We start from the raw sequence: 23,227 nt of genomic DNA, 5'->3' as shown, positions 1-23,227 counted from the left end.
TCGGGGCCGGAGCGGCGGGCCGGGGCGCGGCGGGCTGCGGGGACGGCGCGCCCGCCGGCGGCGCGGTGGGCTTGGGCAGCCGGCGAGGGGTCGGGACCGAGACCACGGGCTGCGCGGGTGCCGGTACGAGCCGCATCGCGGTGAGGTTGACCAGCTGGCGCGGGCGGACCTCCTCCTCCTCCACGACCTCGGGCAGGGGGCGCACGTCCACGACGACGCCGTGGCTGACGTGGTCGTGCCAGCCGCGGCGCTGGTTGGCGGGGTCCATCACCGCGGTCCAGGCGAGCGTCGCGACGCCCAGGCCGATCGTCGGCAGCGTCGCCACGCCCAGCACCAGCGTGCGCAGCAGCGCCCGCCCGACCCCGATCGGCGTCCCGGTGGCGTCCTCGACGACCCGCAGCCCCACCAGGGCCTTGCCCGGCGACGTCCCCTTGAGACCGAGGAGCAGCGCGTGCACGAGGCCGACGAGGAGCACGACCCCCGCGATCAGGGCGATGCCGGCCGCGACGTCGCCGGGCTCGATCAGGTAGACGTAGGCCGCGTAGGTGGCGCCGGCGTAGATGCTCCAGGCGATGAGCCGGTCGATCGTGAAGGCGTAGAAGCGTCGGTCGAGCTCGGCGGGCGGGTACGTCGTGGCGTCGTGCGGCGCGCTCATGGGTCCGTCTCTGAGGTCAGGGGTTGGTGACCTGGATGGTCACCCCGTCGCCGAGGTTGATGATCGCGCCCGGGATGAGCTGCACGGCGATGCCGGGCTTGAGGTCCTCGGGGCCGAGCCCCGGTTGGACCAGCACCGTGCCGTTGGTGGAGCCCATGTCGGTCACGACCGCGCTGCCGTGGTCGGCGCCGGTGCCGGGACGCACCTCGACGTGGGTCGAGGAGATCTCGTGCAGCGGGCTCGGCACGGTGACCAGCCGCGGCTGCTCGGTAACGGTGAAGCGCCGCGCCTCCGGCGCGCGTCCGATCAGCACGACGCGGTCGACCTCGACCGTGTCGCCGCTGGAGACGATCAGCCGGGCCACGGGACGGGTGACGTTGGGGGCCGGCGGCTGGCCGGGGATGCCCGGCTTCTCGCGCGCGAACTCCCCGGTCGCGGGTCCGGTCTGGGTGAGGCCGTCGTGGTCGGTCGGCGGCGGGCCCGACACGGGGGGCACCGTGGCGTCGGCGGGCGGGCCGCCCGGCACGGGGGCGGGCGGGATCGGCGGCGGGGGCAGCGGGGGTGCGTCCGCGCCGTCCTCGTCCCACACGAGCCCCGAGCCGTCGTCGTCGGAGGGCGGCGGGTCCATCAGGCTGATGCCGGCCGGCGGCGCCTCGACGCCCTCGGCCGGGGTGTCGAGCGGTCCGAGAGCGTCCTCCCGCACCTCGGCGGCGTCCTCCTCGGCGTCGTAGGCCGCCACGTCGAGCAGCTCGGTCGCGGGCTGCTCCTCGGGCGCGACGGCGTCGCCGGCGGGCTCGTCGACCGGCTCCTCAGCCGACGCGTCGACGGGCTCGACCACGGGCTCCTCGGCGGGCAACCCGACGGGCGGGGCGCCCAGCGGCGCCGCCTCCGGGGCGGCCGGAGTGGTGGGGGCCTCGTCGGCCGTGCGCGCGGGGAAGTCGATGCGGGCGACACGGACCAGGCCGCCCTCGATCAGGTGGTCGGGGCCGGGGCGGTCGGCCTCGCCGACCTCGACGCCGATGGCGCTGACCCCCTCGAGGGTCTTCTCGACCCAGGTGGTGACGGTGGAGCCGTCGAGCTCGACGGTCTCGTCGTCGGTGGTGAGCGTGGCGCGCACACCGGCCCCCCGGACGATCACCTTGGTCGGGCCGTCGCCGGTCCCGATGAGCACGAAGGCCGGCAGCACGCTGAGCCCGGGGGCCAGCACCTGGTCCAGCGTCTCGGCGAAGCCCGAGCCCCCGTCGACCTGGTCCCACAGCTGGGCGGCGCGCGCCTTCTCGCTGGCGGGCAGCAACAGGGTGGTGGTGGCGCCGAAGATCGCCAGCCAGTCCCCCGGCCGGTAGGACCACGTGCTGTTGTCCTGGCTCATGGCAGGGCTCCCAACTTCTCCTCGAGACTCACCCGCTGGCGCTCGGAGTCATACGGTGTCTCGGCGACCAATCCCACCACATCGACCACCACGGCCGTCGCGTTGTCCCGTCCGCCGGCCGCGACGGCCGCGGCGACCATCTGGTCGGCCGCGTCGCGCGGGTCGTCGGCCGAGCCGAGGATGTGCTGGATGGCGGCGTCGTCGATCATCCCGCTGACGCCGTCGGAGCAGAGCACGAGCCGCTCGGCGGCCGACAGCGGGAGCACGAAGTAGTCGGCCTCGGTGCTCCCGGTGCCGCCCAGAGCCCGCGTGATCACGTGCCGCTCGGGGTGGACCGCGGCGTCGGCCGTGGTGATCGCCCCCGACTCGACGAGCTCCTGGACCAGGCTGTGGTCGACGCTGACCTGCTCGAGCGCTCCGTGGTTGTAGCGGTAGACGCGGGAGTCGCCGAGGTTGGCGAGCAGCCACTTCGGCTCGCCGGACTGCTCGATCAGCAGGGCGACCACGGCCGTCGTGCCGGCGTGGAAGTCGGCGGCCCCCTGGGCGCGCTGGCTGGCGTCGTACTCGGCGATGCGGGCCTGGCAGTCCCCGAGGATCTCGGCGACGACGGCCGCCCCCCGCGCGGGGTCGTAGCCCTGGTCGGCCAGCCGGGCGAACTCCTCGACGACGATCGCCGAGGCGATGTCGCCGCGGTCGTGGCCGCCCATGCCGTCGGCGACGACGAAGACCGGCGGGGCGACCAGGAAGGCGTCCTCGTTGACCTCGCGCACCAGTCCGACGTCGGTCGCGGCCCCGTGGTGGAGCTCCACGCCGGTCATCTGGTGGCCTCGTGGGTGGGGAGGCCGGATAGCGTGGGAAGGATGAGTACGACGAGGGGGTTCCGGTCGCTCGCCGACCAGCTGCGCGGCTGGACGGACGAACGGCTGTCGACCCTGCTCTCCGAGCGTCCCGATCTCGCCACTCCCGCCCCTCATGATTTCGGCCAGCTCGCCTCGCGTGCTGCCGTGCGTACGTCGGTCGTCCGAGCGCTCGACGGTCTCACACGTCTCGAGCTCACTGTCCTAGATGCCCTGGTGGTCAGCGGCCAAACCACACCCACCGAACTCTGCACATCAGTGCAGGCGGACCCGGGTGCCGTCAAGGCGGCGCTCCGCAGGCTGACCGACCTGGTGCTCGTGTGGGAGTCGACCGGCGGCCTGCGTCCGCTCACCGGCGTCGCGGAGGGCCTCACCGGCGGACCGGAGGCGGGCGTGAGCGGCCTGCGCCCGCGCAGCGCGGAGCCGCTGTCGCCCAGCGACGTCGGCACGCGCCTCGCCGAGCTGTCCGCCCCGGCCCGGGCGCTGCTCGACCACGTCCTGGAGCAGGGCGGGGAGGCGACGACCAGCGCCGCGCGCCACACGGTGTCGCCCCGCGAGGCCGCCAACCCGGCCGAGGAGCTGCTCTCGCGGCGCCTGCTCGTGCCGCGCGGCACCGGCACGGTCGTGCTGCCCGGCGAGGTCGGGCTGGTCCTGCGCGGTGGCACCACCACCAGCGAGCCGGCCGACCGGGTCCCCGGGCTGGCCACCACCGCCCGCGAGCAGGCCCTGGTCGACCGCGTCGCGGGCGGAGCGGCGTTCGAGCTCGTGCGGCGCCTCGAGCTGCTCCTCGACCACTGGGGCACCCACCCGGCGCCGGCGCTGCGCAGCGGAGGCCTGGGCGTGCGCGAGCTCAAGGCGGCCGCGACGTTCCTCCACGTCGACCAGCAGGCCGCCGCGCTGATCATCGAGTGCGCCTCCACTGCCGGGCTGCTGGCCTCGCGGGCCGACACCGACGGCAACCTGGTGTGGGTGCCGACCGACGTCTTCGACACCTGGAGCGCGCAGGACGTCCCTGCTCGCTGGTCGGCCGTGGCCCGGTCGTGGCTCGAGAGCCCGCGGATGCCCGGCCTCGTCGGCAGCCGCGACCCCGCCGGCAAGCCGTGGAACGTCCTCACCCCCGAGCTGGCCGCGCGCACCATGCCCGAGGCGCGGCTGATGACCCTGCAGGTGCTCGCCGGGCTGCCGCCCGGGCAGGTGCTCGCGGCCGGCACGGGCGTGCCCTCCCTGCTCGCGCGGCTGGCGTGGTTGCGGCCCCGGCGACCGCGCTCGCGGGCCGACCAGGTCGCCTGGACCGTCGAGGAGGCCGCGGCGCTCGGGGCCACCGGCCTGGGCGGGCTGGCGTCGTACGCCCGGGTGCTGCTGGACGGCGGCGACCCGCACGACACCATGGCCGCCCTCCTGCCCGAGCCGGTCGACCACGTGCTGATCCAGGCCGACCTCACCGCCGTCGCGCCCGGTCCGCTCGAGTCGTCGCTGGCGCGGCGGCTGCAGCTCCTGGCCGACGTGGAGTCGCGCGGCGGCGCCACGACGTACCGCTTCACGCCGGGCTCCGTGCGTCGCGCCCTCGACCTCGGCTGGACCGCGGCGGAGGTGCACGAGTTCCTCGGCACGGTCTCACGCACGCCGGTGCCACAGCCGCTGACGTACCTGGTCGACGACACGGTCCGCACGTTCGGTGCCATCCGGGTCGGGCAGGCCGAGTCGTTCCTGCGCGCCGACGACGAGACCGCGCTGACCGAGCTGCTGCACCATCCCAAGGTGGGCCCGCTGGGGCTGCGCCGGCTGGCGCCGACGGTCCTGATCAGCTCCACCCCGATCGAGGTCCTGCTCCCCCGGCTGCGCGACCTCGGCGCCGCCCCGGTGGTCGAGGCCGCCGACGGCACCGTGCGGGTCACCCGCCCCGACCAGCTGCGCGCCCGCACCCCCCGCGCCCGCCGCGCCGCCGCCGCGAACGCCCACGAGTCGGCGCGGATCGCCGCCACGATCACCGCCATCCGGTCCGGGGACCGCGCGGCGGCCTCGCGGCCCGCCACCGGGACCACCCTGTCGCCGAGCGGCTCGCTGACCGCGCTGCGGGAGGCCATCGAGATCGGCGGCGCCGTGCTGATCGGCTACGTCGACAACCACGGCACCGCCACGGACCGGATCGTGGACCCGCTCTCGGTCGAGGGCGGGCAGCTCACCGCGCGCGACCACCGCTCCGACGACGTGCGCACCTTCGCCGTCCACCGCATCACCACCGTGAAGTCGCTGGACGGGCCTTCGTAGACTCGCAGGCGTGGACTTCATCAGGTACGCCGAGCGAACGGCCGGCCTCCTCAACACCGAGCTGGCCGACGTCGACGCGCTCGTGGACCACCTCGAGGGGCGCGAGTGGCTGCACGAGCAGTGCACCGAGCGCGACCTGACGCAGCTGCGGCGCTTCCAGCGCGAGCTCCGGCCGGTCTTCGAGGCCTCGGCCGCCGGCGACGACCGCGGGGTCATCGACGGCCTCAACGCGCTCATGGTCCGGCACCCGATCACCCCCCGCATCTCCGACCACGACCCCGGCGACCTTCACCTGCACGTCGCCACCAAGGCTGCCTCGGTCGCCGAGCTGCTCGTCGGCGAGGCGCTGCTGGGCCTGGCCACCCTGGTCTGCGACCTGGGCCCCTCGCGCCTCGGCGTCTGCGAGGCCGCGCCGTGCGACCACGTCTTCGTCGACACCTCCCCCAACCGCTCGCGCCGCTACTGCTCCGAGCGCTGCTCCTCGCGCGCCAACGTGGCGGCGTACCGCGCGCGCCGCAAGGCGCAGGCGCTCGCGCTCGCGCTCGCCCAGTCGGCCTGAGCGGTCCAGTTTCGCCGGTCGACCGGCGAAACTGGAGCCTGACCGCTGAAACTCACCCCCAGAAGCGTGAGAAACGCCGGTCGACCGGCGAATCTCACCCGGTCCGTAGACTCACCAGGTGAACGACGGCCCCCTCATCGTCCAGTCGGACAAGACGCTCCTGCTCGAGATCGACCACGCGCAGGCGGCGGCGTGCCGACGCGCAATCGCGCCGTTCGCGGAGCTGGAGCGCTCGCCCGAGCACATCCACACCTACCGGCTCACGCCGCTCGGGCTGTGGAACGCGCGCGCGGCCGGACACGACGCCGAGCAGGTGGTCGACACGCTGCTGGAGTTCAGCCGCTACGCCGTCCCGCACGCACTGCTCGTCGACGTCGCGGAGACGATGGCCCGCTACGGCCGACTGCGCCTGGAGAAGCACCCGGTCCACGGCCTGGTCATGGTCAGCAATGACCGCCCGGTGCTCGAGGAGGTCCTGCGCGCCAAGAAGATCGCCGGCATGATCGGCGAGCGGCTCGACGACGACACGGTCGCGGTGCACGCCTCCGAGCGCGGCAACCTCAAGCAGGCGCTCCTCAAGCTGGGCTGGCCGGCCGAGGACTTCGCCGGCTACGTCGACGGCGAGGCGCACCCGATCGCGCTGGACGAGTCCGAGTGGCACCTGCGCGACTACCAGCGTGACGCCGCCGAGTCGTTCTGGCACGGCGGCTCCGGTGTGGTGGTGCTGCCGTGCGGGGCTGGCAAGACGCTGGTCGGCGCGGCCGCCATGGCCCAGGCGCAGGCCACGACGCTGATCCTGGTCACCAACACCGTGAGCGCGCGGCAGTGGAAGGACGAGCTCGTGCGGCGCACGAGCCTCACCGAGGACGAGATCGGCGAGTACTCCGGCGCCGTCAAGGAGATCCGGCCCGTCACCATCGCGACGTACCAGGTGATGACCACGCGCCGGAAGGGCGTCTACTCCCACCTCGAGCTGCTCGACGCCCGCGACTGGGGCCTGATCGTGTACGACGAGGTGCACCTGCTGCCGGCGCCGATCTTCCGGATGACCGCCAACCTCCAGGCCCGCCGCCGCATCGGTCTCACCGCCACCCTGGTCCGCGAGGACGGCCGCGAGGGCGACGTGTTCTCCCTCATCGGGCCCAAGCGGTACGACGCCCCCTGGAAGGACATCGAGGCGCAGGGCTGGATCGCGCCGGCCGACTGCGTCGAGGTCCGCGTGACGCTGCCGACGCACGAGCGCATCGCCTACGCCACCGCGGACCCGGAGGAGCGCTACCGGCTCGCGTCCTGCACCCACCACAAGGTGCAGGTCGTGCGCGACCTGGTGGCCCAGCACCCCGGGCAGCCGACCCTGGTCATCGGCCAGTACCTCGACCAGCTCGACGAGCTCGCCGCCGCGCTGGACGCCCCCGTCATCAAGGGCGAGACGCCGGTCAAGGAGCGCCAGCGGCTCTTCGAGGCCTTCCGCAGCGGCGAGGTCGGCCTGCTGGTCGTGAGCAAGGTCGCCAACTTCTCCATCGACCTGCCCTCGGCCGAGGTCGCGATCCAGGTGTCCGGCTCGTTCGGGTCGCGGCAGGAGGAGGCGCAGCGCCTGGGCCGGCTGCTGCGACCCAAGACCGACGGCAGGTCCGCGCACTTCTACACGATCGTCAGCCGCGACACCGTCGACGCCGACTTCGCCCAGAACCGTCAGCGCTTCCTCGCCGAGCAGGGCTACGCCTACCGGATCATGGACGCCGAGGACCTGCCCGCCTGACCTGCCCGCCTGACCTGCCCGCTTGACCGGCCCGCCTGACCGGTCACGGGGCCGCGCGGCTCAGAGGAACGCGACGAACACCATCAGCGCGATCAGCGCCAGGAAGAACGCGGCGAAGGCGTAGACGAACCACACGCCCTTGCGCTTCTGCTTCTCGAAGCCGATGCTCCCGGTCGTGAACTGGTGGTACGGCATCGCGTAGAACACCGGCACCTGGTGGCCCGGGGCGATGTCGACGTCCAGCGCCGCCTGCCCGTAGGTCAGCAGCCACTGGCCGTGCACGTCGATGTGCCAGCGCCCCGCCGGCAACGGGATCGTGTTGAGGCCGTACTGCGTCGGCACCCGGTAGCCGTTGAGCCGCACCGTCGGCGGGATCAGGCCCGCGGTCATGACGCTGCCCTGGATCGTCAGCTGGAGCCAGCCCGTGCTCGGGTCGGGAGCCGGGGTCGGCTGCGGAGCCGCGTGGGGAGCCGCGTGGGGAGCCGCCTGCGGGGCCGACGGCTGGTACGCCGGTGGCTGGGTGGGCGGCGGGGGTGGCTGGTACGGCGGGGGCACGGGCGGTTGGCTCATGCCCGCACCCTGCCCCACCGGCGGGCGAAGTAATCCCGGGTGACGTCCAGCACGTCTGCTGCGGTAATGCCCCGCGGTGACCTGCAGCGACCTACCCTGGTGAGGAGATCGTCGGCGCTGGGCCGCGTTCACGACCTGGAGCCTGTCACATGCCTTCCCCGTCCCGCAGCCGCGACCACGCCCTCCTCGCCGTGGTGCTGACCGCCATCGTCGCCTGCCTCGCGCTCGTGATGCCGGCGCAGTCGGCGCTCGCCGGCGACGGATCAGGAGCCGGCACGAGCGGCAGGGCGACCAGCGAGAAGGCGTCGGTCGGCAAGGTCCGGGGCAACGTCGTCGGCAGGGCCAGCGACGGCCGGCTGCGGCTCAAGATGCTGCTGTTCCGGGCCGACTGGAGCTACATCGGCGCCCGCCGGATCGCCGGCTCGACGTACTCGCTGACCCTTCCGGCCGGGACCTACCGCCTCCAGTTCGTCGACAAGCGGCCCTCCTACGACGTCCGCAAGTACGCGCCCACCGACGTCCTCGTGCGGGTGCGCGCCGGCTCGACCACCGTGCGCAACGCCCGGATGCGTCGCGGCGCGGCCATCACCGGCGTCGTCCGCGCCGGCGGCAAGGTGGGCGCCGGCGCCAAGGTCGTCGCGGCCAACACCAGCGAGCAGTCCTTCGACACCGTCGCCAACGCCCAGGGCCAGTTCGCGATCGGCGGCCTGCCTGCGGGCAACTACTCGATCTTCACCTACGACCGTCGCCGCGCGTGGGTGGGCAAGAGCCTCTACGTGCCCCGCGTGAAGGCCGGGAAGTTCCGCAACGTCCGCATCAACCTCCGCAAGCGTGCGGGCGAGCTGCGCGTCGACCTGTACGCCGGTGGACAGCCGCTCACCGGCAGCGGCTTCGCCACCGTGGTGAGCCGCAAGACCGGTCAGTTCTGGACCGCGAAGTTCTCGCGGGGCTCCATCGCCTTCCCCGGCGTCTACCCCGGTCGCTACCGCATCATCATGCCTGACACCGGTCGGTGGTTCGGGCGCAGCGGCAACGTCTCCAACGGCTACGTGCGGCCCGGGCGCGGCGCCTTCGGCAGCTTCGCCCTCACCCAGCGCGGCGGCGCCCTCACGGGCCGGGTCCTGCGCGGCGACAGCGGCACCGCCTTCCAGGGCGTGACGCTGCGTCTCTACAACCGGGCCGGCGCGCTCATCGCGCAGACCACGAGCTCCACCAACGGCGGGTTCTACCTCGGCGGCAACCTGCGCAGCCAGGTCGGCATGACCCTCGTGGCCTACAACAGCTTCGACGGCAACTACAAGCAGCTGACCGTCCCCAACCTGAGCGTCCGGATCAACCAGGACGTGCGGCTGCCCAACCTGACCCTGCAGCGCAACGCCACCACCACGCCGTCCAGCACCCCACCCACGACGCCCACGAGCACGGCGACCAGCACGGCGACCAGCACCGCGACGAGCACGCCGACCACCCCGTCGGCGACGGCGCCGACCTCAACCTCCACCGCCACGGCCACCACGACCGTCACGGTCACGGCCACCGTCACCCCGTAGCGGCTGCGCGCGGCCCCGGGGGCCGCTTGGCCCCGCTGGCACGATGGCAGGGTGTCCACGATGAGCGAGGTCCGCGAGCGGCTCGGCACCGCCCTGTTCCTGCGGGTGGCCGGCCCGGACGGCGCCGCTCACGCGGCACGCATCCACGACACCCCGGGTCCACGCTGGTTCGAGCCCGACAGCGCGATCGTGCGGGTGCACGGCGACGCGTCGATGTTCGTCGGCGGCATCCGCGCCCTCCTGCTGCAGACCCTCCACCCGGCCGCGATGCGCGCCGTCTCGGAGCACTCCGGCTTCCGCGGCGACATGTGGGGCCGCCTCAACCGCACCAGCCGCTTCCTGGCGACCACCACGTTCGGGACCGCGGAGGACGCCGAGCAGTCGATCCGGATCGTACGCTCCATCCACGAGCGGGTCGTGGGCACGATGCCCGACGGCACGCCCTACCGCGCCTCCGACCCGCACCTGCTGCGCTGGGTCCACATAGCCGAGGTCGACAGCTTCCTGCGCGCCCACACGCTCTACGGCAAGGAGCCGCTCGACCAGGCCGGCCGCGACGAGTACGTCGAGCAGGCGGCCGAGGTCGCGCGCCGCCTCGGCGTGATCGACCCGCCCCTGACCGAGGCCGCCCTCGCCGAGGACCTCGCGGCCTTCCGCCCGGAGCTGCGCGGGACGCCGGAGGCGCGCGAGGCCGTGCGCTACCTGCTCTTCAAGCCGCCGCTGCCGCTCGCGGCCAGGGCTCCCTACGGCGTGCTGGTCGCCGCCGCCGTGGCGATGATGCCGCGCTGGACGCGGCGACCGCTGCGGCTGCCGTGGCTCCCGGTCTCCGAGCGCACCGTCGTGCGCGCCCTGGGCGGGCTCGCGACCGGCACCATCCGCTGGGCGATGGGCGCCGGGCGCCCCTCCTGAGGCCCGCCGTGACGCGCGTCCTGTCGGGAGCCGGTGCTTGACTGTGCCGATGGACGTTCTCTCGGCCTGGCCCCTGCCCGACGGCGCCGACCTGCGTGACCGGCTCCTTGCCGCCTACGCCGACGAGGCTCGCGGCTACCACGACACGACGCACCTCGCCGAGGTGCTGGGGCGCCTCGACGAGCTCGCCCGCCACGGCGCGACGTACGACCGGGTGCCGGTGCTGCTCGCCGCGTGGTTCCACGACGCGGTCTACGACGGCGAGCGCGACGCCGAGGAGCGCTCGGCCGCGTGGGCCGAGGCGGAGCTCCCGGAGCTCGTCGACGAGTCCCTCGTGCACGAGGTCGCGCGGCTGGTGCGCCTCACCGAGACCCACCGCCCGGAGGCCGACGACCCGAGCGGCTGCGCGCTGTCCGACGCCGACCTCGGCATCCTCGCCACCGAGCCCGCCCGCTACGCGACGTACGTCGCCGCGGTGCGGGTCGACTACGCGCACGTGCCCGACGACGTGTTCGTCGAGGGGCGCGCGGCGGTCCTGCGCGACCTGCTGTCCAAGCCGCACCTGTTCCACACCGACTACGCCCGCGAGGCCTGGGAGGCGCCGGCCCGGGCCAACGTCGGGGCGGAGCTAGCGAGGCTTGCGGCGCCGTAGTCCGGCGGCGATCAGCCGGCGGACGAGCTCGCGCGAGGTGACCGGCTGCGCGCCCAGCGCGACGACCTGGTCGTACCACTCCGACGGCACGTCGTAGTGGTCGCGGTCGAAGCCGCGCTCGGGGATCCCGAGCACGCGCGCGAACTCGTGCAGCTCCTCGTAGGAGGTGTCGCTCGCGAGGTGCGACCACATCCGGCCGTGGCCGGGCACGTTCGGGGGGTCGATGAGCAGCGTCATGCGGACCGCGACGCCGCGTCGTCGAGCATCAGGCGCCACGAGCGCACGTAGTCGGCGTCGACGTACGAGCGGGTGGTCGAGCCCGGCCGCACCTGGAGGTCGACGTGCAGCTGCCGCACCCCAGCCCGCAGGAGCCAGGGCACGTGCTCGGGCCGGAGCCCCCCGGCGGGCAGCAGCAGCCGCGCGACGTCGGGGTCGGACTCGGCGAGCGCCAGGAGGTCGTCGTAGCCGTGGCTCAGGCCCTGCGGCGAGCCACCGGAGCGTACGGCGGTCAGGCCCGGCAGCCCGGCCGTCAGGGCGCGCCAGGCGCGGACCGGCTCGAGGACGTGGTCGATCGCGCGGTGGAAGGTCCACGGCACGCCGGGCAGGGCCGCGGCCAGCGCCCGGCACGTCTCGACGTCGACCTCGAGGTCGGCGTCGAGGAAGCCGAGCTCGACGCCCTCGGCGCCCAGCGACACCAGCTCCTCGGCCAGCCGCACCAGCCGCAGGAACTCCCCGCCGGTCGTGGTCAGCGAGTCGTCGGTGCGCAGCATCACGCGCACCGGGAGCTCGGTGCCGCGGATCACCGACGCCGCCAGCGCCAGGTCGGGAGAGCGGCCGTCGCCCTCGCCCTCGACGGCGAGAGAGAGCCGGTCGGCGCCGCCCTGCTCGCAGCCCGGCAGGTCGCGCGCGTGCAGCACGGCGACCTCGAGGAGCGCTCTGCCCATGACCGCACTGTAGGCGCTCACCGGGCCCGCCCCCGGGACGCGCGCAGCGCCCGCCTTGCGCCGTCGGCACAATGGGGACGTGGACAACGCCCTGTACTTCGACGCCCGCGCCCGCGTGCTGGCCGACCTGCAGGCTCGACGGCTCGCGACGGCCGAGGCCGTGTCCGCCCTCGAGGACGCCTGCGCCTCCCGCAAGTGGTGGGCCGAGCAGTGGCCCGAGGGAGCGGTCTACGTCGCGGGGCTGGTGGCCCAGGACGTCCAGGACGCGCTCTTCGAGGTCTCCGCCCGCTGGCCGATGTGCCTCGACTGCGAGGACGGGCCCGTGCACTCGCTCTACATCCAGCCCGACCTGGGCGGCCCCGAGCCGGTCTGGGTGTGCGAGGAGACCGGCCAGGTCGCCGCCGCGCTGGGCCACCTCGGGGGCTGAGCGCCGGCGGCGGTTTCCCCAAGGTATGCGGGGAAGACGTCACTTCCCGTGCGCTGCAGACCGAGGGAAGTGACGCTTCGGCGTCATACCTTGGTGAAGCGGCGCGGGCTCAGGACCCGAGCTGCACCCACATCGTGAAGCGGTCGGCGCGGTAGACCGAGCGGGAGACCTCGACGATCTTCTCGCCCGAGAGGGCTCGCCTCGACTGGCGGAGCACGACGCCGCCCGGCGGCAGCTCGAGCAGGGTCGACTCCTCGACGGTCGGGCGGTCGGCGGTGATCGAGTCCTCCGCCCACGTGGGCCGCAGGCCGCGCTGGTCGAGGTCGTCGTAGAGGCTGGTGGGCATGCCGCTCTGCAGGAAGCCGGGCAGCAGGATCTCGTTGAGGTAGGCGTCCTCGAGGCACACCGGGGACCCGTCGCCGCGGCGCAGCCGCCGCCAGTGGATGACCGCGTCGCCCTCGGAGATGTTGAGCGCCCGGGCGACGCCGGGGCCGGCCTGCTCGCGACGGGCCAGGAGCGTCTGCGACTCGGCGAGCAGCCCGCGCCGGGTCATCTCCTCGGTGTAGCCCGAGATCCGGCTGACGGCCTGTCGCGGGCGGGCGACGAAGGTGCCGCGGCCCGGGATCCGCTCCAGCAGCCCCTCGACCACGAGGGCGTCGAGCGCCTGGCGCACGGTCATCCGGGCGACGCCGAACCGGTGCACCAGCTCGCGCTCCGACGGCGCCGGCGAGCCGGGCGCGGAGCCGGTGACGAGCGACCGGACGTACTCGCGCACCTGGACGTGCTTCAGCGTCCGTCCGTCCGTCAGGAGCGCGTCTTCCACCCCTGCACCCTAGGACCACGGGGCCTCCCGCGTCCCCCGAATAGCCGGAGAAAGGGCCTGACCTGCGGCGAGGCTGCTAGTCGGTGGCGATCGCCCGCAGCACGTCGAGGCGCGCGGCGCGCCGCGCGGGGAGGACGGCCGCGAGCATGCCGATGACCACCGAGAGCACCAGGAACGCCGCCAGCTGGCCGTAGGGCACGCGGATCACCTCGAGCCCCTCGTCGCGCAGGGCGTACATCAGGGCGATCCCGAAGCCGACACCGAGGATCACGCCGAGCACCGCGCCCAGCGCCGAGATCACGACCGACTCCAGCGTGATCATCCAGCGCAGCTGCGAGCGGGAGACGCCGATCGCCCGCAGGAGGCCGACCTCGCGGGTCCGCTCGATCACCGACAGCGCGAGCGTGTTGACGACGCCGAGCACGGCGATGATCAGGGCCAGCCCGAGCAACGCGAAGATGATCAGCACGAACTGGTCGATCGGCTCGCGCTGCTCCTCCGCGAACGCCGCCTGGTCCTTGACCGTGACGATCGGCAGCTCCTCGACGACCGCGTCCAGGCCCGCCTGGAGGTCCTGGGCACCGGGCTCGGCGAAGATGATGAGCGCGTTGTCGGCCGCCTCGTAGCCAGCGTCCTCGAGCGTGGAGAGCGTCGTCACCAGCGGCACGAAGATGATCGGGTTGTCCTCGAACACCGCTACCACCGGCCACGTCCGCTTCCCGTCCGGCGTCTCGAACTCCACCGTGTCGCCGACGCCGAGACCCTCGTCGTCGGCGTAGCTCTCGGGCACCACGACGGTGCCGTCCTCGAAGTCGCCGAGGTCGCCCTCGACGACGCTCAGCTCCAGCCGGTCCGCCGTGGCGGGGTCGATCGCGGACACGCCGTCGCCGCCGAGGTCGCCGAACTGGTAGCGCTGGCGCACGACGGTGTCGACGCCGTCGACCTCCGCCATCTCGTCGGCGATCGCGGGGTTGAACTCCCCGCCGAACACGTTGCTGACGACGTAGTCGCCGACGAAGTTCTCCTCCACCGACTTGTCGACCGACGCCTTGGCGGACGCGCCGACGATCGCCATCATGCACGCGAGCGTCAGCGAGATCATCAGGGCCGACGCGGTCGCCGTGGTCCGTCGCGGGTTGCGCAGGGTGTTCTGCCCGGCGAGGTTGCCGATCGAGCCGAACAGGCGGGTGTAGAGCGAGCGCGCGCCGCTGAGGAACGGTCGCGACACCACCGGGCTCACGGCCGCGGCGGCCAGCAGGATGAGGAACATCCCGCCACCCGCGGTCTGGAGCGCGTAGGGGATGTCCGCGAAGAGGCCGAGCGCGACGGCCACGACGCCGACGACCGCCAGCGCCACACCCCACGAGAATCGTCTCCAGATCGAGGTCTCGGTGAGCGCCACGTCGTCGCGCATCGCCTGCACCGGCGAGATGCGCGACGTGCGCCGCGCCGGCAGCCACGCCGCGATCATCGTGACCAGCACGCCCACGGCGTACGACGCCACGACCGTGCGCCAGCCGAAGACCAGCGGCTGGCCCGACAGGTCCAGGCCGAACTGCCCGAACAGCACGCGCAGGCCCATCGCCAGGAGGACGCCCAGGCCGAGCCCGATCGTCGAGCCCAGCAGCCCGAGCACGAGCGCCTCGAGCTGCACCGACCGGACCACCTGCCGCTTGGAGGCGCCTAGCGCGCGCAGCAGCGCCAGCTCCCGGCTGCGCTGGGCGACCAGGATCGAGAAGGTGTTGACGATCAGGAACGCCCCGACCACCAGCGAGATGAACGCGAACACCAGCAGGAAGACCGTGATGAACGAGATCGCCTCGAGCAGCTGGCTCGCCGACTCGTCGGCCGCCTCGTCGCCGGTGACCGCTTCGATCTCGTCGGGCAGCACCGTCGTGACCGCGTCGCGCAGCTCCTCCTGGGACACGCCGTCCTCGGCGGTGACCCAGACGTCGTTGTACTCGTCCTTGCCGTCGAGGAACAGCTCCTGGGCGGTCGCGGTGTCGAACATCGTGAGGGTCGCGCCGTTGAGGGAGCCGCCGTCGGGGAAGCCGACCAGCCCCACGAGGGTCGGCGCCAGCTTGCTGGTCCCGCGCGGGAGCAGGAGCTCCACGGTGTCCCCGACCTCGTAGCTGCCCTTCTCGGCGGTGCTCTCGTCGAGGACGATCTCGTCGCGTCCCTCCGGCGCCTCGCCGTCGACCAGCTCGAGTCCCTCGCCGCCCGCGGCGGGTGCGGTGGTGTAGTTGCCGCCCAGCGCCGGCGGCCCGAGGCCCCCGATGACCTTGTCGTCGCTGCCGACGACGTAGACCCCGAAGGCGCTGACGTTGCCGTCGACCCGCTCCACTCCCTCCGCGCCCTCGAGCTCGTCGACCAGGGAGGCCGGCACGGTGAGGGACGACAGGGAGCCGGCCGCCGTCTGACCACCCACCGGGCGTACGACGACGTCGCCCACCGTGGAGGCGAAGAGCGCCGTGAAGCTGCGACTCAGCGTGTCGGAGAAGATCAGCGATCCGGCGACGAAGGCGACGCCCAGCACGATCGCGAACGTGCTCATCAGCAGGCGGACCTTGCGCCCGAGCAGGCTCTTGAGGGAGGCGCGCCACATGCCGCTCAGGCCTCCGGGTCGGCCATGCGGGCCATGATCTCCAGGACCCGGTCGCGGTCGGGGTGCCGCAGCTCGTCGACGACCCGGCCGTCGGCCAGGAAGACCACCCGGTCGGTGTAGGCCGCCGCCACCGGGTCGTGGGTGACCATGACGACCGTCTGGCCGTGGTCGGCCGCGCTGCTGCGCAGGAGCTCGAGCACCTCCGCGCCGGACTTGGAGTCGAGGTTGCCGGTGGGCTCGTCGGCGAAGACGATGCGAGGCCGGCTCACCAGCGCCCGGGCCACGGCGACGCGCTGCTGCTGCCCTCCGGAGAGCTCGTTGGGCTTGTGGCCGAGCCGGTCGCCGAGCCCGACGGTGGCGATGACCTCGTCGTACCAGGCCGCGTCGGGCTTGCGTCCGGCGATCGACATCGGGAGCAGGATGTTCTCCTTGGCGGTCAGCGTCGGCACCAGGTTGAACGACTGGAAGACGAACCCGATCTCGTCGCGCCGCAGGCGGGTGAGCTCCTTGTCCGAGAGGTTCTCCAGGCTGCGGTCGCCGATCACGACGGTGCCGCTGGTGGCGGTGTCCAGCGCCGCGCACAGGTGCATCAGCGTGGACTTGCCCGAGCCGCTGGGACCCATGACGGCGGTGAACTCACCGGAGAGGATGTCGAGCGTGACGTCGTCGAGGGCCCGGACGAGCGCGAGTCCCTCGCCGTAGGTCTTCGTGAGGTGCTGGACGCGGGCGGCGGGAGCGCGCGTGGCGCCTGCGTCGGCGAGCGGGACGTCGGTCATGGGCCTACCCTCTCGCGGCGCGCCAACCCCCGGCCACCGGGAATGACCCCGAGCCGGCCCCCGAGGTCGCCCTCGGGGGCGACCGGCCGCTTGCCGACCGTCCGTACTGTCAGGAGCATGCACGTCGAGCGCACGTTCACGGTCCCTCGGCCGGTCGAGGAGGTCTTCGACTACCTCGCGGACTTCACGCACACCGAGGCGTGGGACCCGGGCACCGTGTCGACCACCCGCACGGGAGGCGACGGCGGCGTCGGCACGACGTACGCCAACACCTCGCGGTTCGTGGGGCGCACGGTCGAGCTCACCTACGAGACACTCACCCACGACCGCCCGCACCGGCTCGTCTTCCGCGGCCGCAACGCGTCGGCCACGGCCACGGACACGCTCACCTTCGCCACGGCCGGTGAGGGCACGACCATGCACTACCGCGCCGACTTCGACTTCGGCCGCCTGGGCAACCTGCTGTTCCCGCTGTTCGTGCGGGGCAAGATCGACCGGCTCGCCGACGACACCGTCGCCCAGATGTCGCGCACCCTGTCCTAGACGGCGTCGCGACGACACGCCAGGAAGTCGAACGCATGTTCGAACGATCGCGTATCGTGTCGGCATGGACTTCCAGACCTCGCTGTTCGCGGCCCCGCCGCACCGGCTCCGGTCCTTCGAGGGGCTCGAGCGCCGCACCCTGAGCCAGGGCGCCTGGGTGGACGTGCTCCGCTCCTGGGTGCCCGAGGCCGACGACATCTTCACGACCATGGTCGACGCCGTGCCGTGGCGCGCGGAGCGACGCCAGATGTACGACCGCGTCGTCGACGTGCCCCGGCTCGTCTACACCTACATGATCGGCGAGCAGCTCCCCCATCCCGTGCTGGAGGAGGCGCGCGACGCGCTGAGCGAGCACTACCTCCCGGAGCTGGGCGAGCCGTTCCGCACCGCCGGCTGCTGCTACTACCGCGACGGGCGCGACAGCGTCGCGTGGCACGGCGACACGATCGGGCGCGGCAGCAGCCAGGACACGATGGTCGCCATCGTCTCCGTCGGCGACCCCCGCAAGCTCCACCTCCGCCCACGCGGGGGTGGCGAGTCGATCGCGATCGAGATGGGCCACGGCGACCTGCTCGTCATGGGCGGCAGCTGCCAGCGCACGTGGGAGCACGCCGTCCCCAAGGTCGCCCACGCCGGCCCGCGGATGTCGGTGCAGTTCCGCCCGTTGAACGTCTTCTGAGCGAGCAGGGAACACGGCACGGCGTGCCGAGGTTGTACGAGGTCATGCCCTCCACTGACGCCACCGCCACCATCGGGTTGACCGGACTGGCGGTGATGGGCCGCAACCTGGCTCGCAACATCGCCCGGCACGGTCACACGATCGCGGTCCACAACCGCACCCACTCGCGCACGACCGCGCTCCTCGACCAGTTCGGCGACGAGCCGCTGGAGAGCGGCGGCGCCTTCGTCGGCAAGGAGTCGCTCGAGGACTTCGTCGCCGCGATCCAGCAGCCGCGCGCGGTCATCATCATGGTCAAGGCCGGCGAGGCCACCGACGCTGTGATCGACGAGCTGGTGCCGCTGCTCGACGAGGGCGACATCGTCGTCGACGCCGGCAACGCCCACTTCACCGACACCCTGCGCCGCCAGCAGGCACTCGAGGAGCGGGGACTGCACTTCGTCGGGATGGGCGTCTCCGGCGGGGAGGTGGGCGCCCTCGAGGGCCCCTCCATCATGGTCGGCGGCTCCGACCACGCCTACGAGGTGCTGGGCCCGATCATGGAGAGCATCGCCGCCCAGGTCGACGGCACGCCGTGCTGCGCCCACGTCGGCCCCGATGCCGCCGGCCACTTCGTGAAGATGGTGCACAACGGCATCGAGTACGCCGACATGCAGCTCATCGCGGAGTCCTACGACCTGCTGCGCAGCGTGGCCGGCCTCGAGCCGACCGAGATCGCCGACGTGTTCGACGAGTGGAACCGCGGCGACCTCGAGTCGTTCCTGATCGAGATGACCGCCGACGTCCTGCGTCACGTGGACGCGGCGACCGGGTCGCCGTTCGTGGACGTCGTGCGCGACGCCGCGGAGCAGAAGGGCACCGGCCGCTGGACCGTGCAGAGCGCGCTCGACCTGGGGGTGCCGATCACGGGCATCGCCGAGGCGACGTTCGCGCGGAGCCTGTCGGGCCACACCGCGCAGCGCGAGGCCGCCCGCGCGGTGTTCTCCACCTCGCCCGAAGAGCAGCGGGTCGACGTCGACCGCGACGCGTTCGTCGACCAGGTCCGCGCCGCGCTCTATGCCTCCAAGGTCGTGGCCTACGCCCAGGGCTTCGACCAGATCGCGGCCGGCGCCGAGGAGCACGGGTGGGACGTCGACCTCGGCCAGACCGCCACCATCTGGCGCGGCGGCTGCATCATCCGCGCGCAGTTCCTGGACCGGATCAAGGAGGCCTACTCCGACGAGCCGGACCTCACCACGCTCCTCACGACGCCGTACTTCGCCGAGGCCGTCAAGGACGGCGTCGACTCGTGGCGCGAGGTCGTCGCGGTCGCCGCGCGCGGGGGCGTCCCGGTCCCGGCGTTCGCCTCGTCGCTGTCCTACTTCGACGGCCTGCGCCGCGAGCGGCTGCCCGCGTCACTGATCCAGGCCCTGCGCGACAACTTCGGTGCCCACACCTACCAGCGCACCGACAAGCACGGCACCTTCCACACGACCTGGGCGGGCGACCGCTCCGAGACGGAGATCTGAATGACCACCACCACCGCAGCAGCGTCCGGCACGTTCTCGATCGGCGGCGACCTCCCGGTCGTGCGCCTGGGCTACGGCACCATGCAGCTCACCGGCGAGGGCGTCTGGGGACCGCCGAAGGACCACGACGAGGCGGTGCGCGTGCTGCGCCGCTCCGTCGAGCTCGGCGTGACGTTCTTCGACACCGCCGACTCCTACGGCCCGGTCGTCGCCGAGCAGCTCCTCAAGGAGGCGCTGCACCCCTACGCCGACGACGTCGTCATCGCGACCAAGGCCGGTCTGACCCGTCAGGGCCCGGGCGTCTGGACCCCGGTCGGCGTGCCGGCGTACCTGCGCCAGCAGGCCGAGCTGTCGCTGCGCAACCTCGGCGTCGAGGCGATCGACCTGTTCCAGCTGCACCGCATCGACCCGGCGGTGCCGCTCGAGGACCAGGTCGGAGAGCTCAAGCAGCTGCAGGACGAGGGCAAGATCCGCCACATCGGCCTCTCCGAGGTCAGCGTGGAGGAGACCAAGGCGGCTCAGCAGGTCGCCACGATCGCCACCGTGCAGAACCTCTACAACCTGGTGAAGCGCGACGCCGAGCCCCTGCTGGAGTACGCCGAGGAGCAGGGCATCGGGTTCATCCCGTGGTTCCCGCTCGCGACCGGCGAGCTCTCGCAGCAGGACGGACCGCTCGCCGCTGCCTCGCAGGAGCACGGCGCGACCCCCTCGCAGCTCGCGCTCGCCTGGCTGCTGCGCCGCTCGCCGGTGATGCTGCCGATCCCCGGCACCTCCAGCGTCAGCCACCTGGAGTCCAACGTCGCCGCTGCGGACATCGAGCTGACGGACGAGGAGTTCGACAAGCTCACGCAGGTCGCCTGACCCTGTCGCACCAAGCCGAGACCCCGGTCGGTCCTGAGGACTGACCGGGGTCTCGGCGTCTGCGCTGGTCGCTCAGAACTCGATGCTGGGGGCGGCCTGCTGGCCTTCGGGAGCGTCGTAGAACTCCCGCTTGTGGACGCCCGCGATCCCGGTGAGGAACATCCACGGGATGGTGAGGACCAGCTTGTTGAGCGTGGCGACCGCGTCGTTGTAGTACTGGCGGGCGAAGGAGATCTGGTTCTCGGTCTCCGCGAGCTGCTTCTGCAGCTCGAGGAAGTTCGTGTTGGCCTTGAGGTCCGGGTAGCCCTCGGCGACCGCGTTGACCCGCACCAGCGACTGCTGGAGCGCGGCGTCGGCCGCCGCCTTCGCCGGCACGTCGTTGCCGGCCGCGGCCGTCTGCACGGCGGCGCGGGCCCGGGTGACCTCCTCGAAGACGCCCTTCTCGTGGGCGGCGTAGCCCTTCACGGTCTCGACCAGGTTCGGGATCAGGTCGGCCCGACGGGTCAGCTGTACGTCGATGCCGCCCAGCGCCTCCTGGGCACCCACGTCGGTCGTGCGCAGCTTGTTGAAGCCGACGACCACGAAGCCCACGACGAGGACCGCCAGGACCACCAGTACGATGAGGAGGATCAACACGGACGTGCCTTCTTTCGTAGGGGTGGCGCTGCTGCGCCGCTGCGAGTGTTCACCATGAGCCGCCGCCTCCGCCACCGCCGCCGCCGCCGCCCGAGAAGCCGCCGCCTCCCCCGCCGCTCGACGAGGACGACTGCGTGGCCTCGTAGGAGGAGATCGACCTGCCGACGGTGGAGTCGAAGTCGTCGACCATCGAGCTGACGGAGCCGGCGTACGCCCCTCCGTAGCCGGCCGCGAAGTAGCTGGGCGTGGGCGGCTCGACGCCCATCTCGGTGCGGTACTTGGCCGCCCACTGGTCGGCCACCCCCAGTGCCACGGCCCAGGGGATGTAGGCGGTGTAGAGCTCCTGGCGACCCGAGAAGTCGAACCGGTCGACGCTGGAGTCGGTGGACAGGACCCGGTGGAAGCCGCCGACGCGGGACCAGAGGTCGCGGCCGGACGCGGTGCGCTTGGTGCCCGATCCGGGCCGCAGCAGCGGGCTGGCGAAGATCGCGAACGCGCCCGGGACGAGCGAGAGCGCGGTCATCGTGAACGGGTTGAAGATGACGTTCGCGATCGCCAGCAGGAACGCGACCAGGACCACCAGGCCGCCCACGCCGCCGAAGCCGGACGACACGACGTGCCCCTCGTCCTCGGCCCAGCTCGTCGTGGCCTTCTCGAACGACTCGATCTCGCTCTGCAGCCGCTTGCCGGCCTCGACGTCCTCGGGGTCGGCCTTGAACGACGAGCCCGGCCCTCCGAGCAGGTGCGCGACCGTCGTCGTGACCGGGTCCAGCTCGGCCCAGGCCGCCGGCCCGCTCTTGTCGGTGATCGTCCAGACGTCGCCGTCCTTGTCCAGGTCGACCGCGCCCTTCTCGGCGGCGTACATGAGCGTCGCGACGTAGGCCTCCCGGTCGACGTCCTCGTTCAGGATGTAGTTCGCCTGCGCCGGACCGATGCCCTCGGGCGGCGCGTACATCAACGGGAACGGCGGCGTCGCCTCGTACGAGCGACGCGCGGCCAGGCCACCCAGCAGCGCCGCCCCCAGCGCGAGCAGGCCCACGACGCCCAGCCCCACCACGCTCTTGCCGAGCACCCGGTCCCAGCGCGACGTCCAGGGAAGGGTCAGTCCGGCCTCGGGGGTCGCCATGTCCAGACCCGCGCGCAGGGTCACCGGCGTGTTCGCGTCGAGGTCGCTCGCGGTGACCGTGAGCGTCTCCGTGCCGGCGCCCTCGACGCTGTCGCAGTCACGGGGCGACTTCCCCAGGCCGACACCGCACCGGACCTCGCCGGCGGGCGACGGCAGGTTGACCGTCAGCCGTGCCTGGTCGATGCTCTGCCGCCACCCTGACGGCACGAGGTCCCAGTAGAGGTCGGTCCGCCCGAGGTCGCCGGGCACGAGCACGCCGTCGAGGTGGTAGCTGATCTCATAGATGTGCTGTCCCGTGCTGACCGTGCGATCGGCGTCCCCGATCTTGGCCACCAGGACCTGACCGCCCTGCTCGCTCGAGGCGTCGACCGGGACGTCGCGCCCGTCCATCGTCACCTCGAGGTCCTCGACGTCCAGGCGGGTGTGGGAATCCGTGGTGTCGGTGAGGTCCCAGAAGCGGAAGATCCCGTGCCGATCGTCGACCGGGAAGTCGACGGTGATCGTCTCGACCACGTCGAGGTCGCCGTCGTCGGCCACGTCGAACGTCGCGTCGTACTGCGTGATGCTCGTCGGCTCGCTCTCGGTGTCGCCGTCGTCGTCAGGGCCGCCGTTGAAGAGCGCCGGCAGGCACGTGATGCCCACGAGCACGAAGACGCTGATGAGGATGGTGACCGTGCGCCGCATGCTGCGGAGCCTAGGGGCACCGCGGGTTGCGCGAGGTCACCGCACGGAGCCCGGGCCTGGGTCATGCTGGTGCGCATGGAGCTGGATGGTTCGTGGCACGACCTCGTCGCCGCGCTCGACGACTGGACCGCGGCCTCCGCGCTCAGCGACCGCACGATCGACGTGGCTCTCCCCTCCGACGACGGCCCCGGTCGACGATTGATGGTGGTCCTGACCCCCGACGAGTGGGAGGACATGACCGACGTGATGTGGGGCAGCTTCGAGGCCGCCGTGGAGGAGGTGAAGCAGACCCTGCGCGAGATGGGCGCCGACGACGCGTTCGCCGTCTACTCGCAGTACCGCCTCGTGCCGTCCGTCTCTCCCACCGTCGGTGAGGAGGGTGGTTGGGCGGCGCCGTCAGGCCCCGGTGAGTGGGTGGCTAGCGACTCCGAGGGACGAAGCTGACGAGTGCGTCCCGAAGGCGCTCC

General features: G+C 72.8%; 23 protein-coding genes. 12 read left to right on the top strand and 11 right to left on the bottom strand.

Going from position 1 to position 23,227, the window contains the following annotated elements; genetic code table 11:
- The 3 genes from IRQ30_RS19780 to IRQ30_RS19770 form a co-directional block, all read right to left on the bottom strand.
- Nucleotides 1–655 (bottom strand): RDD family protein (locus IRQ30_RS19780; protein ID WP_193614628.1); only part of this gene is annotated, 655 nt, incomplete at its 3' end.
- A 16-nt stretch (nt 656–671) separates the two neighbouring features.
- The gene (locus IRQ30_RS19775) at nt 672–2,024 is read right to left on the bottom strand and encodes a hypothetical protein (protein WP_193614627.1); all 1,353 of its coding nucleotides are present in this window, start codon (nt 2,022–2,024) and stop codon (nt 672–674) included.
- Entirely contained in the window at nt 2,021–2,842 is an 822-nt protein-coding gene (locus tag IRQ30_RS19770; RefSeq protein ID WP_193614626.1) for a PP2C family protein-serine/threonine phosphatase, read from the bottom strand. Before IRQ30_RS19770 ends, IRQ30_RS19775 begins: the two co-directional genes overlap by 4 nt.
- Nucleotides 2,843–3,139: 297 nt before the next feature.
- On the opposite strand from IRQ30_RS19770, the gene IRQ30_RS23930 reads away from it, so the two are divergent.
- The 3 genes from IRQ30_RS23930 (at nt 3,140) to IRQ30_RS19755 (ending at nt 7,467) form a co-directional block, all read left to right on the top strand.
- A complete protein-coding gene (locus tag IRQ30_RS23930; protein ID WP_338089796.1) occupies nt 3,140–5,149 on the top strand; it encodes a helicase-associated domain-containing protein in 2,010 nt (669 codons plus the stop codon).
- A gap of 10 nt (nt 5,150–5,159) precedes the next feature.
- Nucleotides 5,160–5,708 carry a CGNR zinc finger domain-containing protein gene (locus IRQ30_RS24295; protein WP_193614624.1) on the top strand — a complete coding sequence of 183 codons (549 nt, stop codon included), beginning with the start codon at nt 5,160–5,162 and terminating at the stop codon, nt 5,706–5,708.
- 118 nt (nt 5,709–5,826) lie between these two features.
- Nucleotides 5,827–7,467 carry a DNA repair helicase XPB gene (locus IRQ30_RS19755; RefSeq protein WP_193614623.1) on the top strand — a complete coding sequence of 547 codons (1,641 nt, stop codon included), beginning with the start codon at nt 5,827–5,829 and terminating at the stop codon, nt 7,465–7,467.
- A gap of 60 nt (nt 7,468–7,527) precedes the next feature.
- Here the strand turns inward: IRQ30_RS19755 and IRQ30_RS19750 are convergent, their stop codons facing one another.
- Nucleotides 7,528–8,037, bottom strand: a complete 510-nt coding sequence (locus IRQ30_RS19750) for a hypothetical protein (protein WP_193614622.1) — start codon at nt 8,035–8,037, stop codon at nt 7,528–7,530.
- 149 nt (nt 8,038–8,186) lie between these two features.
- Between IRQ30_RS19750 and IRQ30_RS19745 the strand changes: the two genes are divergently transcribed.
- Genes IRQ30_RS19745 through IRQ30_RS19735 form a run of 3 tightly spaced genes read left to right on the top strand, consistent with a single transcriptional unit; the run spans nt 8,187 to nt 11,148 of the window.
- Nucleotides 8,187–9,587 (top strand): MSCRAMM family protein, encoded by a 1,401-nt coding sequence (locus tag IRQ30_RS19745; protein WP_193614621.1) that lies wholly within the window; start codon nt 8,187–8,189, stop codon nt 9,585–9,587.
- 60 nt (nt 9,588–9,647) lie between these two features.
- Nucleotides 9,648–10,496 (top strand): oxygenase MpaB family protein, encoded by an 849-nt coding sequence (locus IRQ30_RS19740; protein ID WP_193614620.1) that lies wholly within the window; start codon nt 9,648–9,650, stop codon nt 10,494–10,496.
- A 49-nt stretch (nt 10,497–10,545) separates the two neighbouring features.
- A complete protein-coding gene (locus IRQ30_RS19735; protein ID WP_193614619.1) occupies nt 10,546–11,148 on the top strand; it encodes an HD domain-containing protein in 603 nt (200 codons plus the stop codon).
- Here the strand turns inward: IRQ30_RS19735 and IRQ30_RS19730 are convergent.
- Both IRQ30_RS19730 and IRQ30_RS19725 read right to left on the bottom strand, forming a co-directional pair.
- Nucleotides 11,125–11,385, bottom strand: a complete 261-nt coding sequence (locus IRQ30_RS19730) for a DUF4031 domain-containing protein (protein ID WP_193614618.1) — start codon at nt 11,383–11,385, stop codon at nt 11,125–11,127. The two genes, IRQ30_RS19735 and IRQ30_RS19730, sit on opposite strands and share 24 nt — an antisense overlap.
- On the bottom strand, nt 11,382–12,092 hold the full coding sequence (locus IRQ30_RS19725) for a copper homeostasis protein CutC (protein ID WP_193614617.1): 711 nt from the start codon (nt 12,090–12,092) through the stop codon (nt 11,382–11,384). Before IRQ30_RS19725 ends, IRQ30_RS19730 begins: the two co-directional genes overlap by 4 nt.
- 79 nt (nt 12,093–12,171) lie before the next feature.
- Here IRQ30_RS19725 and IRQ30_RS19720 point away from each other — a divergent pair, with 79 nt between their 5' ends.
- A complete protein-coding gene (locus IRQ30_RS19720; RefSeq protein WP_193610133.1) occupies nt 12,172–12,519 on the top strand; it encodes a hypothetical protein in 348 nt (115 codons plus the stop codon).
- 109 nt (nt 12,520–12,628) lie between these two features.
- On the opposite strand, the gene IRQ30_RS19715 is transcribed toward IRQ30_RS19720, so the two are convergent.
- The 3 genes from IRQ30_RS19715 to IRQ30_RS19705 form a co-directional block, all read right to left on the bottom strand.
- Nucleotides 12,629–13,342 (bottom strand): GntR family transcriptional regulator, encoded by a 714-nt coding sequence (locus IRQ30_RS19715; RefSeq protein ID WP_338087985.1) that lies wholly within the window; start codon nt 13,340–13,342, stop codon nt 12,629–12,631.
- A 76-nt stretch (nt 13,343–13,418) separates the two neighbouring features.
- Nucleotides 13,419–15,947: an ABC transporter permease gene (locus IRQ30_RS19710; protein WP_193614616.1), complete on the bottom strand. Its 2,529-nt coding sequence runs from the start codon at nt 15,945–15,947 to the stop codon at nt 13,419–13,421.
- Nucleotides 15,948–15,952: 5 nt separating this feature from the next.
- Nucleotides 15,953–16,723 carry an ABC transporter ATP-binding protein gene (locus tag IRQ30_RS19705; RefSeq protein ID WP_193614615.1) on the bottom strand — a complete coding sequence of 257 codons (771 nt, stop codon included), beginning with the start codon at nt 16,721–16,723 and terminating at the stop codon, nt 15,953–15,955.
- Between the two features lie 117 nt (nt 16,724–16,840).
- Between IRQ30_RS19705 and IRQ30_RS19700 the strand changes: the two genes are divergently transcribed.
- The 4 genes from IRQ30_RS19700 (at nt 16,841) to IRQ30_RS19685 (ending at nt 20,314) form a co-directional block, all read left to right on the top strand.
- The gene (locus IRQ30_RS19700; protein WP_193614614.1) at nt 16,841–17,266 is read left to right on the top strand and encodes an SRPBCC family protein; all 426 of its coding nucleotides are present in this window, start codon (nt 16,841–16,843) and stop codon (nt 17,264–17,266) included.
- Between the two features lie 64 nt (nt 17,267–17,330).
- The gene (locus IRQ30_RS19695) at nt 17,331–17,945 is read left to right on the top strand and encodes an alpha-ketoglutarate-dependent dioxygenase AlkB (RefSeq protein WP_193614613.1); all 615 of its coding nucleotides are present in this window, start codon (nt 17,331–17,333) and stop codon (nt 17,943–17,945) included.
- 44 nt (nt 17,946–17,989) lie between these two features.
- On the top strand, nt 17,990–19,453 hold the full coding sequence (gndA, locus tag IRQ30_RS19690; RefSeq protein ID WP_193614612.1) for an NADP-dependent phosphogluconate dehydrogenase: 1,464 nt from the start codon (nt 17,990–17,992) through the stop codon (nt 19,451–19,453).
- On the top strand, nt 19,454–20,314 hold the full coding sequence (locus IRQ30_RS19685) for an aldo/keto reductase (protein ID WP_193614611.1): 861 nt from the start codon (nt 19,454–19,456) through the stop codon (nt 20,312–20,314).
- A gap of 72 nt (nt 20,315–20,386) precedes the next feature.
- Here the strand turns inward: IRQ30_RS19685 and IRQ30_RS19680 are convergent, their stop codons facing one another.
- Nucleotides 20,387–20,950: a LemA family protein gene (locus tag IRQ30_RS19680; protein ID WP_193614610.1), complete on the bottom strand. Its 564-nt coding sequence runs from the start codon at nt 20,948–20,950 to the stop codon at nt 20,387–20,389.
- A 49-nt stretch (nt 20,951–20,999) separates the two neighbouring features.
- Nucleotides 21,000–22,760 carry a DUF2207 domain-containing protein gene (locus IRQ30_RS19675; protein WP_193614609.1) on the bottom strand — a complete coding sequence of 587 codons (1,761 nt, stop codon included), beginning with the start codon at nt 22,758–22,760 and terminating at the stop codon, nt 21,000–21,002.
- Nucleotides 22,761–22,835: 75 nt separating this feature from the next.
- Between IRQ30_RS19675 and IRQ30_RS19670 the strand changes: the two genes are divergently transcribed.
- Nucleotides 22,836–23,204 (top strand): hypothetical protein, encoded by a 369-nt coding sequence (locus IRQ30_RS19670; protein ID WP_193614608.1) that lies wholly within the window; start codon nt 22,836–22,838, stop codon nt 23,202–23,204.
- Nucleotides 23,205–23,227 lie beyond the last annotated feature (23 nt).

Origin of the sequence: Nocardioides lijunqiniae, from assembly GCF_015024225.1 — a bacterium.
GTDB classification, from domain to species: domain Bacteria; phylum Actinomycetota; class Actinomycetes; order Propionibacteriales; family Nocardioidaceae; genus Nocardioides; species Nocardioides lijunqiniae.
The sequence above is the reverse complement of the archived record's forward strand: the minus strand, read 5'-3'. Positions and strand labels throughout refer to the sequence as shown.

Excerpts from the sequence above, each read along its gene's own strand:
- IRQ30_RS19685 (WP_193614611.1), top strand. The coding sequence starts at position 19,454 with ATGACCACCACCACCGCAGCAGCGTCCGGCACGTTCTCGATCGGCGGC.
- IRQ30_RS19730 (WP_193614618.1), bottom strand. The coding sequence starts at position 11,385 with ATGACGCTGCTCATCGACCCCCCGAACGTGCCCGGCCACGGCCGGATG.
- IRQ30_RS19700 (WP_193614614.1), top strand. The coding sequence starts at position 16,841 with ATGCACGTCGAGCGCACGTTCACGGTCCCTCGGCCGGTCGAGGAGGTC.
- IRQ30_RS19675 (WP_193614609.1), bottom strand. The coding sequence starts at position 22,760 with ATGCGGCGCACGGTCACCATCCTCATCAGCGTCTTCGTGCTCGTGGGC.
- IRQ30_RS19770 (WP_193614626.1), bottom strand. The coding sequence starts at position 2,842 with ATGACCGGCGTGGAGCTCCACCACGGGGCCGCGACCGACGTCGGACTG.
- IRQ30_RS19735 (WP_193614619.1), top strand. The coding sequence starts at position 10,546 with ATGGACGTTCTCTCGGCCTGGCCCCTGCCCGACGGCGCCGACCTGCGT.
- IRQ30_RS19710 (WP_193614616.1), bottom strand. The coding sequence starts at position 15,947 with ATGTGGCGCGCCTCCCTCAAGAGCCTGCTCGGGCGCAAGGTCCGCCTG.
- IRQ30_RS19705 (WP_193614615.1), bottom strand. The coding sequence starts at position 16,723 with ATGACCGACGTCCCGCTCGCCGACGCAGGCGCCACGCGCGCTCCCGCC.
- IRQ30_RS19740 (WP_193614620.1), top strand. The coding sequence starts at position 9,648 with ATGAGCGAGGTCCGCGAGCGGCTCGGCACCGCCCTGTTCCTGCGGGTG.
- IRQ30_RS19695 (WP_193614613.1), top strand. The coding sequence starts at position 17,331 with ATGGACTTCCAGACCTCGCTGTTCGCGGCCCCGCCGCACCGGCTCCGG.
- gndA (WP_193614612.1), top strand. The coding sequence starts at position 17,990 with ATGCCCTCCACTGACGCCACCGCCACCATCGGGTTGACCGGACTGGCG.
- IRQ30_RS19775 (WP_193614627.1), bottom strand. The coding sequence starts at position 2,024 with ATGAGCCAGGACAACAGCACGTGGTCCTACCGGCCGGGGGACTGGCTG.
- IRQ30_RS19725 (WP_193614617.1), bottom strand. The coding sequence starts at position 12,092 with ATGGGCAGAGCGCTCCTCGAGGTCGCCGTGCTGCACGCGCGCGACCTG.
- IRQ30_RS19670 (WP_193614608.1), top strand. The coding sequence starts at position 22,836 with ATGGAGCTGGATGGTTCGTGGCACGACCTCGTCGCCGCGCTCGACGAC.
- IRQ30_RS19745 (WP_193614621.1), top strand. The coding sequence starts at position 8,187 with ATGCCTTCCCCGTCCCGCAGCCGCGACCACGCCCTCCTCGCCGTGGTG.
- IRQ30_RS19750 (WP_193614622.1), bottom strand. The coding sequence starts at position 8,037 with ATGAGCCAACCGCCCGTGCCCCCGCCGTACCAGCCACCCCCGCCGCCC.